This window comes from Coleofasciculus sp. A1-SPW-01, assembly GCF_040217205.1.
GTDB lineage: Bacteria > Cyanobacteriota > Cyanobacteriia > Cyanobacteriales > Coleofasciculaceae > Coleofasciculus > Coleofasciculus chthonoplastes_A.
Window position 1 is genome coordinate 1 of the sequence record NZ_JAVJNP010000125.1, and the last position, 10,834, is coordinate 10,834.

A 10,834-nucleotide genomic window follows, 5' to 3' on the forward strand; every position below is an offset into this window, starting at 1 on the left:
TAGGCTTACAGTTGATCCGAACTGGGGAAGCATTCGGAAGTGTGTATCAGTTGATGGCTAGTGGTCTATTCAACTCTTGCGTCACCAGACTTGTCTCTGGCAATCCCCACGCTCCACGTTAGTAGCGTGGGGTTGCTGAATGGCTAGGTTTCATCTGGCTGTCTAGATAGCTTACGCATTAGACATCTTATCTTATCTGACCAAAAAGCGATGCCGCAAAAGGGCGATCGCACTCACTCAGTCTATCCATACATACCCTATGAAGACATTAAACGCAAGCTCGACACTCGCTGTCGCGCCACAATTTGCTGCCATTCGCGCCGTTTTCCCTCCTGACGGTGATTACCAGCGCCAACGCTGGAAACGGTCAACTGGCAACGTTTTCACCGCCATTAATCCCGCCCAAACAACTCACAGGGTATCGGCTAGAACACCAATCCACATTCCCTGATTCAACACCCAATAACCAAGAGTACATCATGACCTACAAAAATAAACTCTACCCGTGGTGTATCGTTCGCCACCTGCCAAACAGTCAACGGCGCGTCGTTTGCCGTCTTCGCAGCCGCAGCGATGCAGAAGGACACTTGCAAGTTCTGCGACGGTTCATGCCTACGTTGAACTTTACCATTCTTTTTGATATCCCGCCCGAAAACGATGACCCATTCACCTATTCAAAAATTAAAATCTAAACTCCAATGACTGCCTTATTTCGCCGTATTAACCCCGCGAAAAAGTTCCGCATCACCAAACGCCAAATCGCCCAATTCCTGGGAATTTCCGAATCCCTAATTGTCAAAGTTGAATCCTGGCTTTATGTTATATTCGTTCACCGTTTGGACAAAGGCGGACAATTTATCAGTTATCGCCAAATGGAACAATGGGAAAATGCTGTAGCCTGTCACCTGCAAAAATGCTCGACTTGGGAACAGTTAGAACATCTGTGGAATGCGATTAAATTTGATCACACGAAGCATCAAAAACAATATGTCGCCTCTGTCTTGTCATTCCTGGACAAAATTAGGTGGAAATGTCTGGAAGCCATTTCCCCACAGATACCACCCGTTGCCAAGGCGCAGGGCTATGCTAGTTTATCAGTTTATCAACGTGCGATCGCTTCCAAGGATTGATTGAGTTTAGTGTGGATAGATGAAAATAATTCTCTACAAAATAGCTTTTGCTTCACCCATTAGCTCAAAGTGATAGATCTAGAATCGTACAGAGAGCTTGAGCTAGTTCTTGGAGATAGATATCATCCAAATGACCAAGCACTCTAATAATCCGAGATTTATCAATGACTCGAATTTGTTCACACAGAATCACTGAATTTTGGCTTAAACCCCCAACTCCTGCTGGAACAAACACATGAGAAGGTAAAAGCTTTTGCCGTATCTTGGTTGTAAACGGCGCAATAATAGTATGAGGACTAACAGCATTAGCCCGATCAATCTGTAGAATCACTACAGGTCTTATCCCTGCCTGTTCTGTACCTACGACTGGGTTCAGGTCACATAAAACTACATCTCCCCGTCTGATTTGTAAGCTGCTTAAAGGCTTGGCTACCACTGAATTTCTCCACGAGCGAGACGTTCTTCATACTCTTCTAAATTCGATAAGTAGTCAGTGAAATCAGATTCAGCAATTTCTAGCGCTTCGTTAAACTGCATCCATAAAGCAGCACGTCTGTTGTCACTTCTCATCAGCAGGAACTCAATGTAATCGTTCACTTGCTGGACAAGTGGTTCCGGTAATTGGCGAATCTTCGCTATGGTTTTCTCATATACAGTCATTTATCGAATCTCCCATGTTCAATCCTGCCTCTGTGGGAAATTCCTCAAGAGTGCAGTTAAGTATCTGTATTGACACTTCCCGCCCATGAAGAAAGCATGGACGAAGATTCTTGGTTCAGCGAGTCTCCTTGTTCATCCTCGCCCCACTATGATAAGCGATCGCGTCCACTTCACAGATTCATGACTCCAGCAATAATGTCGCGTGATTATCGATAAAAGCAGGTTTACCATTACTATCCATCGCGCTGAACGTTTGGAAATAGCGGCGGACAGGCGGCGGAAAATCGGGAAAATCAAAATAGGTGTCACCCACAGCAATATCAGCCCAAAAGTTACGTAAACTGGGGGCAAGTTTATCCGCGTCGTGTTGGGGTAAACATAAAGGTGGGGCGGTAAGTAACTTTACCATAAACGGATGAGAGCGATCGCCCATCCATTTTCGCGAAATTTCCGGCAAATTCTCCCAACCGGGTACAGAGGTGATGTGATGGGATTCTATCTGTAAGCAGCGATTCCCTAAATTATCGGTTCGCAGTTCTAAGACGCGGTAGGGATGGGGATAGCTGACTAATGATCCAGTGGTAATATCATAGATTCCCTGGTGATAGGCGATATCCTGGACATGAAGATGACCCGTAAAAATCAAATTGACCCCAGCCGCTTTGAGCAGATTTAACAGGGTGGGGGCATTATCCAGCATATAGCGGCGTCCCAAGGGATGCTTGGCTTGATCCGGTAGATGTTCAATAACATTGTGATGTACCATGACCACAATCAACTTATCCTTAGTCTGGGCAAGTACATCCTCAAGCCATGCCAATTGGGGTGCATCGAGACAACCGAGTTGTTTACCCATCTGGTCAAATTGGTTGGAATTTAAACTAATAAGCTGCACACCAGGGAAAATTTCATAGGTGTAGTAGAGTTGATCTGGATTGTTATAGCCAAATTGACGATAGTAGTGGGGAAACTCCTTTAATCCAATCGAACGTTCATCAGGTAATAGCGTGGGGACATCATGATTACCAGGTACAACGTAAACCGGGTAGGGTAGCTGGGACAATCGCCTTTGTAGCCAGTCATGGTTAGTCGGTTCGCCGTGCTGGGTTAAGTCTCCTGGAAGTAGGAGAAAATCTAGATTAAGCTGTTCTAAATGATTGAATACTAACTCTAGGGCAGGGATACTGATTTCCACTAAATGGAAGCGGTTGGGAATATCCCAAATAGTTTGGGGCAGGGCGATGTGTAAGTCACTGATTACGGCAAAGCGGGCATTTAAACTCATGAAATTTTTCCCTCTCTCAGCCTTTGGTTTCCAGGTTAAGTCTCGGATTTGTATTGGCTGCAAAAGTTTCTGTGAAACCTGAGATGTTTCTGGTATCTAGATTTTCACAAAAATTAATTATTCTGTATATTTTCGAGCCAGATTCCGACACAATCGCTAGATTAGAATTAGTATCTATAAGCTAGGGCTTTGCCGAAATCGAGCGGCACTATCCAGAGTTGACATTCATTATACCATTGTCAGAGGGGTAACAACCCTACTATTTACCAGGGTTTTGGAGAAAGTAGTTATGTTTGAAAAGATGCTTGTTGCCATAGATACCTCTGGTATGGGTGATCATGTTTTTGAGCAAGCCCTAGAGTTAGCCAAAGCGGTCAAGGGTAATCTATTACTGTTGCACGTTCTGTCTCCGGAGGAAGACACGAGTCCGGGTATGCCAGGATTTTCCGAGGTGGACTACTATCCGTGGCGATTAGATGATGTGAATATTGCCTACCGCAAGCAGTGGGACGAATTTGAAAGCGAATGTCTGGAGATTTTGCGATCGCGCACAGATGAAGCTACGACGGCTGGTGTCTCGGCTGAGTTTACCCAAGTGCCAGGAAGTCCGGGGGAAACCATCTGTAAGGTGGCGAAGAATTGGCAAGCTGATCTCATTGTCATTGGTCATCGGGGTTTGTCGGGGCTTTCGGAGTTAATTTTGAGGAGTGCTAGTAATTACGTTCTTCACCATGCTCCCTGTTCAGTCCTGACGGTGCAATTACCTACTGTTAAAACGTCTTAATCCTGTAAAAATGATGGAATGGAATTCTGAATCTTTAGAAAACCAAATTGGTATTCAATTTAAGCATAGTGATACACTTAGACTTGCTTTGATGCATCGCTCTTATGCTGAACAAATTGGAGAATCTGAACAGAATAACGAGCGATTAAAATTTCTTGGAGATGCTACTGTTAATCTGGTAATTACTGACTATTTATATCACAACTGTCCCTATTTAGAGGTGAGCAATTTTAAAGGATTACGGGACAAGTTAGTCGAAGGACAACGGTTAACAAAACTGTGGTATCAATTGGGGTTAGGCGAAGGGTATCCGTTTCTGGGACTGACGCAAGAACGGCATCGCTTGCGTTTACAAAATCACAATCCCTTTGAAGAAGCATTGATCGCGTTAGTTGGGGCGATTCATCAGGATCGGGGGTTTTCTCAAGCACGGAATTGGTTGGTTAAGCAGTTGATTGCACCGTTGCTGGAGCGTCATTTAAAAAAGATAAAAGAGCGTTCGTCACCGAATAAACAGTTAAGGTTTCTGGGAGATGCGGTATTGAAGGGGATAGTTGCGGATTATTTGTCTGGCTATCTTCCCAATGTTAAAGTGGGCAATTTAAATGACTTATTTAAGGAATTGACCTCTAAAGATAATCAATCCAACTTTATCAATCAAATCACGACTGAAGAGTTGACGGCGCTAAATTTGGGAAATGAGAAAGTTTTAGGCAAATCATTTAAGGCATTATTAGCTGCCGTTTATCTGAATCGCAGTGCTGAAAATGATAAGCGGGGATTTGCGGAAACCGAAAACTGGTTTGTTGAACGGTTTGTTGATCAGGAGCAGGTGTTAAGGAAGGCGATTCGTTTACTGATGGAGGATGGCAGATCACAAAAGTGGATTGTCCGGCATGTTATGGGGTATGAAAGTAAAGATTATCATGCGGGGAGAGATCGGTTTAATCAGGTGATGGAAGGTTAGGTTAGGTAGCCGTAAAACTTATCGATATAACTCCCAGAGAGCAATTAGGTCAAGCAGATTCCCCCTACAGGTGGTTCATCGCCTCTACAGGGAACAGGGGTTTGACCTGTAATTTGATTTCTATCGCCCCACATTGACGCAAAAATGCCCCGAATTCAAGGATTCGTCATTGTAAACGCCCCTCTGAAGGATAGTATTACTACTTGAGACTTCATCGTACACAACCATCATTATGAATATTCTGTTTGTTGCCGCAGAGGTAGCGCCCCTGGCAAAAGTCGGCGGTATGGGGGATGTTGTGGGTGCATTGCCTAAGTTCCTGAAGCGCTTGGGACATGATGTGCGGATTTTTATGCCGTATTACGGCTTTTTACCCGACAAGATGGAGATTCCCAAAGAACCTGTTTGGTGGGGATCTGCCATGTTTGAGTCATTCGCTGTCTATGAGACGGTATTACCCGGAACCGATGTCCCCCTCTATCTGTTTGGTCATCTCGCCTTCTCAGGACGCCATATTTACGCCGGAGCGGATGAAGACTGGCGATTTACCCTCTTTGCTAATGGCGCGGCTGAGTTTGCCTGGAACTACTGGAAACCGCAAATCATTCATTGCCACGATTGGCATACAGGCATGATTCCAGTGTGGATGAGCCAGTCACCCGATATTTCTACCGTCTTTACGATTCACAATTTGGCGTATCAAGGTCCCTGGCGCTGGCGCTTACAGCAGATAACCTGGTGTCCCTGGTATATGCAAGGTCATAATACAATGGCAGCAGCGGTACAATTTGCGGATCGAGTGACTGTCGTGTCGCCAACTTATGCTGAACAAATTTGCACGGCTGAATACGGCGAAACCCTAGAAGGCTTAATGTCTTTCATTAGTGGTAAAACTGTCGGGATTATTAATGGCATTGATACGGATAGTTATGACCCAGAAACCGACAAATATATCGAGCAAAATTTCAGCGCCGATACGCTGGAATTACGTCGCAAAAACAAAGTGACCCTGCAAGAAGAGGTGGGCTTAGAAGTCAACTCCAATGCCTTTTTCATGGGCATGGTCACGCGCCTGGTGGAGCAAAAGGGGATTGACCTATTATTACAAGTCATTGATCGCTTCCTGGCTTACAGCGATGCCCAATTTATATTGCTGGCATCTGGTGAACGCTACTACGAAACCCAAATGTGGCAATTGGCATCTCGCTATCGGGGTCGTGTGTCTGTCCAACTCCTTTATAGTGATGCTCTGTCTCGACGCATTTATGCGGGTTGTGATGCATTCCTAATGCCATCCCGCTTTGAACCTTGTGGCATTACTCAAATGCTCTCTATGCGCTATGGTTGTGTCCCCATTGTCCGGCGCACCGGGGGTCTGGTGGATACGGTTTTTCACCATGAACCGGTTAGCCAAACTGGGACGGGTTACTGTTTTGACCGCTATGAACCGTTAGACTTTTATACCTGTATGGTACGGGCTTGGGAAGGTTTCCGCTTTAAAGATCAATGGACAACGCTACAGCAACGCGGTATGCGTCAGAATTTCAGTTGGGATAAATCAGCCAAACAGTATATCCGCACCTACCGAGAGGTTTTAGGATTACCGCCAGAGGAGGAAACTGCCCAAACACAAGAGACTGATTCAACCCTTACAGGTGTTGTCAGATACATTTAACCCGGAAAAATCTGGTATGGCTCCGGAAGTTTCTGAGTATGGCACAATCTGGAATGAAGCTATCACACCAGATGTGGAGGTATCTCTCAAAGCCTTCAACAGAATGTTGAAAGCGCCATTGATATCACGCCCAATAGTATGACCACAGGAGGGACAAACGAATCGTTTGTTGCCTCCTAATTTTGTGTGAACATGACCACATTTTGAACAGGTTTTACTGGTGTACTCTTCCGTCACGTCTACTACAACACAGCCATACTTGGCTGCTTGATGCTTCAACGAAATCTTAAAACGGTAATGCGACCATGTAACCAGCTTTCGCGCTGTTTTAGTTGACAGCCGTCGTTTGCCCCGTTTGATCATGTTTTTCACCTCAAACGTGGGCAAAAATATTATCTTGTACTTGGTACATAGGTAGTTAGCTGCTTTTTTGTGCAACTCATCTACCAAATTTCGGATCTTAATCCGAATTTTTTGTGCCGCTTTTCGCAACCGATACCGCAAGTGTTTAAACTGGCGTCCCTTAGATAGACCGATTCGAGACATCAGCCGATCAAGGTGACTGGCTAACCGATAAATGCGCCCTATGTCATACTTGCCAACCTCCCAGACTTCAGAACCGTCGAACCCGGTCAAGAATGTTCTCACGCCAGGGTCAAGGGCGATAGCCAGTTGGCTATCCAAAGGTTCGGGCTTAGGCGCGTCTATGGCATAACAAATAAACCAGCGCCCTCTGTCCAAGACCAAGGCAGGTTCATGGTGCATTTTATCGATGATTGGCTCACTTGCCTTAAAGCTTAATCCCTTGGTCTGTGTCGGGTAAAACGCTCCCTTCTTCCAATTGTCCTTTTGAAACCGAATGGATTTAACGGGTTCACGCACAGATCTGAATTGAGCATCTCCCCCCGACTTCCTTGCCGCTTTATGTGCTTCAAAGGCTTGAAATACCGCCAGTTGGCGTGGGTTATAAGGGGTTTGACTTACCCAAGATGGAGCCATGTCCATGACCATTTTTCGGAGGTCGTATTTGCCAATTTTCTGGGTCTTAAGTATGGCTATTGCCTGATTAAAGCACCATCGTGCAGCCGAAATCCACTGAAACCAGGCTTTAGCCAGCGTTGTTTCTGGATAAACTCGGATCTTCTTTGATAGCAGACTTGTACTTTCTGAGACCGTACAATCTGCAACTGAAGACATGGACGATGGCAAGGATATCTTCAACCATTTCTCGCTCATTAGACAAGTCACTTCGGTTGAGAACCACGAGGAAGCAATCTTTTTGTTGACAGAGCCATTCGATAAGGTCAAGACCGAACCTGACAAGTCGGTCTTTGATCGAGACCACAACTTCTCTGACATTTCCTGACAAAACTTGTCCCAAAAGGGAAAGAAGTCCTTTGCGCTTGTAGTTGAGTCCTGAGCCGACTTCTTTGATAAGCTTTCCGTTTGTGAACAGGGATTGCAGGTAGTCGGCTTGTCGCACCATCTCTGACTTTTGTTTGTATGAGCTAACTCTGGCATAGAGGACTCTGATTCTTGTATCGCCCTCTGGATTGACGACGGAATCGATATCGTACCGTCGATGACCCGCAGGAGTTCTAATTGTTCAGTTCTCGCCGTCTCTGTCCCAGTTTCGCAGTGTTTTTGGAGAGACTTGGAGGACTTGAGAAGCTTCCCTCGGCGTGGCATATCTTATGTTAGTGTTTGATAACTCACTCAATATCCTACCACACAAGAGGAGATATTTCCAGAAAAATCTAGAAATTGCTGGCAAATCATGGTTTATTCATTAACAGTTAGATTCACGTCCCGACTCAATCCCCGACCGATTTAATTAAGGCGTCGGGAATCTAAGGGGAAAAGGTGATTCGTGATACTTGTAGGGGCGGGTTTGGGGATTTTCTGTGGGCTATTGATGGTAACATTTGTGCAAAACCCGCCCTTACTCAGTTTGCAGATGAACTACGAGACGTCGCTGCGCCCCTGCACCTGGAGTCCCTCGGCTTTCCTGCATTTCCACTGAACCACCAGCGTGATCAGTTCATGGTAAGGTTGTAATTAACTACTGCCCAATAAAAATCGGAATTGAAGCTTTTTGTCTGAATCGAATTTTTCACCGAGCAATTCTACCAACGCTATCGAGATCGACTTGGATCGCTTAGAGGAAGTAAGTCTAGGTGAAGTCGAGTTAAAAGGTGAGCTGCTTGCCGCCTTGCTGGAGGTCATTCGCCTTAACCTAGACGCGATTAAACAAGCTGAAGCTGTCAATGATTATTCTACAGTCGCCAAATGCGCCCATCAACTGAAAGGGGCGGCGGCTAATGTGGGTGTTTCATCTCTCCAAGCGATCGCGACTGAATTGGAGCGTCAGGCAAAAGCCGAGAATTTGTCCAATGCTGCCGATCTGCTTATTGCACTAGAGAGCCAGAGGTTAGGGGTACAATCATATCTTTCCCACAAATTCCCCTAATATAGCATTGCGGTTAATCGGCTATGGCGAAAATTTTAGTGGTTGATGATGATTTGACGGTTCAGCTTGTGCTGAAAAATCTACTCACGAGTCAAAATCACGACGTCGCGATCGCCAACAACGGAGAAGAAGCCCTACGCCAGGTTAAATTGTTCCATCCGGATTTGATTATATGTGATTGGATTATGCCGCGTCTCGATGGACTAGAAGTCTGTCGCCAAGTGAAAGCTGATCCGGAATTGGCAACCACGTTTATCATTTTACTCACCATGCGCGATCAAATTACCGATCGCGTTCAAGGCTTAGATGCTGGTGCTGATGAGTTTATCTCCAAACCCATTGATATGGAAGAATTATTAGCACGGGTTAGGGCGGGGCTGCGATCGCGCCAATTAACTCAACAGTTAAGTCAAGCGCTGCGACAATTACAACAAACTCAGGCACAATTGGTGCAAACCGAAAAAATGGCAAGCTTATGGCAGCTTGTCGCCGGCTTAGCTCATGAACTCAACAACCCCGTCACCTTTATCTACAGTAACCTCAGTTACGCTGAACGCTACACCCAAGACTTAATTGAACTCCTCAATCTCTACCAAGGAATCACCCCCAACCCTCCCCCCGATGTTATTGACAAAATTGAAACCGTTGATCTGAACTTTCTCATTGACGATTTACCTAAAGTTTTATCTTCAATGCGCCGAGGAACCCAACGCATCCAGAAAATGGTTCTTTCTCTACAAGAGTTTTCCCGGCAAAACCGTTCGGGTTTGCAATCGGTTGATATTAATCAAGAACTTGACAACACCTTATTGATGTTGCACTACCGCTTAAAATCGAATCAACCCGAATTGAATATTGAGGTCGTCAAAGACTACGGCAACTTACCCTTAGTTGAATGTTATGCCTGTCAGTTAAATCAAGTGTTTCTGAATATTCTGAACAACGCCATTGACGCCATTAGAGACCAACCAGGTACAATGCCCGCTCGGATTAGTCTCCGGACGGAACAATTCGACAATAAGCATGTTAGGATTCGCATTGCCAATAACGGGTCTCACATCCCCCCAGAGGTTAAAGCCCGTATCTTTGATCCGTTTTTCACCACTAAACCGATTGGGATGGGTACTGGCTTAGGACTAGCCATTAGTTACCAAATTATTGTTGGACAGCATAAAGGCTCACTTCAATGTTTTTCAGAACCCGGTAAGGATACAGAATTTCGGATTGAGCTGCCTACCTCTATCAAAGCCAAAACCGTATCTAATTAGGTAACTTTTTGTATACCTAGGGCTTGCTGCAAAAAGCCGAAACCCTGAACTATCAATCAATGAGTTGATGCGTAGAAAAAGTTTTTAATCTTCAAGGAAATGTGAGACTATCTATTAAAACTATGGCGATAGAATCACCGAAAATGTACCATTGCTCCCCCTGCTCCCTCTGCTTCCTCTGCTTCCCCTGCTCTCTAACCCCACCACAAGACTTATAGCACTACGCAGACACGTTAGTCAATCCCAGTAATGACCTGATAACAGGCAAGAGAGAACTTTAGGAATGTCCTAACCTGCCTTGGTAAGGCTATATTCCGCAGACCCTACCTATAGGAGCAAACCGTTTGCAAAAATTAACAACTGTATAGCATAACAGGAATACGGTAGGACATCAGTTGAGCAAGGGAACAGGCAACAGTTAAAGAATGTCCTCTCCCTGCCTTGGTACTCCGATATCCATCGTTTTACCTCGTGGGACTCCGACCTCAACGAAGTAGGTCGGAGGGGGATAGAGGTCAAACCACGCCGCTCGATGCGGCAAGGTTTGACAACCCAACTGTTGATACCAGTCCGGTATTTCGTTGCAACAATTGGA

The 10,834-nt window shown here is 45.3% G+C and carries 11 protein-coding genes and 1 pseudogene; 7 read left to right on the plus strand and 5 right to left on the minus strand.

What is annotated here, in order from left to right:
* Positions 1–305: 305 nt before the first annotated feature.
* Positions 306–692 (plus strand): hypothetical protein, encoded by a 387-nt coding sequence (locus RH949_RS18585; RefSeq protein WP_446355165.1) that lies wholly within the window; start codon positions 306–308, stop codon positions 690–692.
* A 6-nt stretch (positions 693–698) separates the two neighbouring features.
* Positions 699–1,130, plus strand: a complete 432-nt coding sequence (locus tag RH949_RS18590; protein WP_446355167.1) for a hypothetical protein — start codon at positions 699–701, stop codon at positions 1,128–1,130.
* A gap of 64 nt (positions 1,131–1,194) precedes the next feature.
* Here the strand turns inward: RH949_RS18590 and RH949_RS18595 are convergent, their stop codons facing one another.
* The 3 genes from RH949_RS18595 to RH949_RS18605 form a co-directional block, all read right to left on the minus strand.
* Positions 1,195–1,566, minus strand: coding sequence for a type II toxin-antitoxin system PemK/MazF family toxin (locus RH949_RS18595; RefSeq protein WP_446355169.1), 372 nt, complete (start codon positions 1,564–1,566; stop codon positions 1,195–1,197).
* Positions 1,560–1,790, minus strand: coding sequence for a hypothetical protein (locus RH949_RS18600; protein ID WP_044206540.1), 231 nt, complete (start codon positions 1,788–1,790; stop codon positions 1,560–1,562). Before RH949_RS18600 ends, RH949_RS18595 begins: the two co-directional genes overlap by 7 nt.
* Before the next feature lie 178 nt (positions 1,791–1,968).
* Positions 1,969–3,075: a metallophosphoesterase family protein gene (locus tag RH949_RS18605; RefSeq protein ID WP_446355171.1), complete on the minus strand. Its 1,107-nt coding sequence runs from the start codon at positions 3,073–3,075 to the stop codon at positions 1,969–1,971.
* 289 nt (positions 3,076–3,364) lie between these two features.
* Between RH949_RS18605 and RH949_RS18610 the strand changes: the two genes are divergently transcribed.
* From RH949_RS18610 to glgA, 3 genes are all read left to right on the plus strand, one after another.
* Complete coding sequence (locus RH949_RS18610) at positions 3,365–3,859, plus strand: universal stress protein (protein ID WP_446355173.1); 495 nt, start codon at positions 3,365–3,367, stop codon at positions 3,857–3,859.
* Between the two features lie 10 nt (positions 3,860–3,869).
* Positions 3,870–4,826 carry a ribonuclease III domain-containing protein gene (locus RH949_RS18615; protein WP_446355175.1) on the plus strand — a complete coding sequence of 319 codons (957 nt, stop codon included), beginning with the start codon at positions 3,870–3,872 and terminating at the stop codon, positions 4,824–4,826.
* A 232-nt stretch (positions 4,827–5,058) separates the two neighbouring features.
* Positions 5,059–6,501, plus strand: a complete 1,443-nt coding sequence (gene glgA, locus RH949_RS18620) for a glycogen synthase GlgA (protein WP_044206544.1) — start codon at positions 5,059–5,061, stop codon at positions 6,499–6,501.
* Here the strand turns inward: glgA and RH949_RS18625 are convergent.
* Positions 6,469–7,698: an RNA-guided endonuclease InsQ/TnpB family protein gene (locus RH949_RS18625; protein ID WP_052307456.1), complete on the minus strand. Its 1,230-nt coding sequence runs from the start codon at positions 7,696–7,698 to the stop codon at positions 6,469–6,471. The genes glgA and RH949_RS18625 overlap by 33 nt on opposite strands.
* Positions 7,610–8,197: pseudogene (locus RH949_RS18630) on the minus strand (IS607 family transposase). Before RH949_RS18630 ends, RH949_RS18625 begins: the two are co-directional and overlap by 89 nt.
* A 399-nt stretch (positions 8,198–8,596) precedes the next feature.
* Here RH949_RS18630 and RH949_RS18635 point away from each other — a divergent pair.
* Together RH949_RS18635 and RH949_RS18640 are read left to right on the plus strand one after the other, a co-directional pair.
* Positions 8,597–8,971, plus strand: a complete 375-nt coding sequence (locus RH949_RS18635) for an Hpt domain-containing protein (protein WP_446355178.1) — start codon at positions 8,597–8,599, stop codon at positions 8,969–8,971.
* A 23-nt stretch (positions 8,972–8,994) separates the two neighbouring features.
* The gene (locus RH949_RS18640) at positions 8,995–10,239 is read left to right on the plus strand and encodes a sensor histidine kinase (protein ID WP_006100692.1); all 1,245 of its coding nucleotides are present in this window, start codon (positions 8,995–8,997) and stop codon (positions 10,237–10,239) included.
* Positions 10,240–10,834: the final 595 nt, after the last annotated feature.

Excerpts from the sequence above, each read along its gene's own strand:
- RH949_RS18590 (WP_446355167.1), top strand. The coding sequence starts at position 699 with ATGACTGCCTTATTTCGCCGTATTAACCCCGCGAAAAAGTTCCGCATC.
- RH949_RS18600 (WP_044206540.1), bottom strand. The coding sequence starts at position 1,790 with ATGACTGTATATGAGAAAACCATAGCGAAGATTCGCCAATTACCGGAA.
- RH949_RS18605 (WP_446355171.1), bottom strand. The coding sequence starts at position 3,075 with ATGAGTTTAAATGCCCGCTTTGCCGTAATCAGTGACTTACACATCGCC.
- RH949_RS18610 (WP_446355173.1), top strand. The coding sequence starts at position 3,365 with ATGTTTGAAAAGATGCTTGTTGCCATAGATACCTCTGGTATGGGTGAT.
- RH949_RS18615 (WP_446355175.1), top strand. The coding sequence starts at position 3,870 with ATGATGGAATGGAATTCTGAATCTTTAGAAAACCAAATTGGTATTCAA.
- glgA (WP_044206544.1), top strand. The coding sequence starts at position 5,059 with ATGAATATTCTGTTTGTTGCCGCAGAGGTAGCGCCCCTGGCAAAAGTC.
- RH949_RS18625 (WP_052307456.1), bottom strand. The coding sequence starts at position 7,698 with ATGTCTTCAGTTGCAGATTGTACGGTCTCAGAAAGTACAAGTCTGCTA.
- RH949_RS18640 (WP_006100692.1), top strand. The coding sequence starts at position 8,995 with ATGGCGAAAATTTTAGTGGTTGATGATGATTTGACGGTTCAGCTTGTG.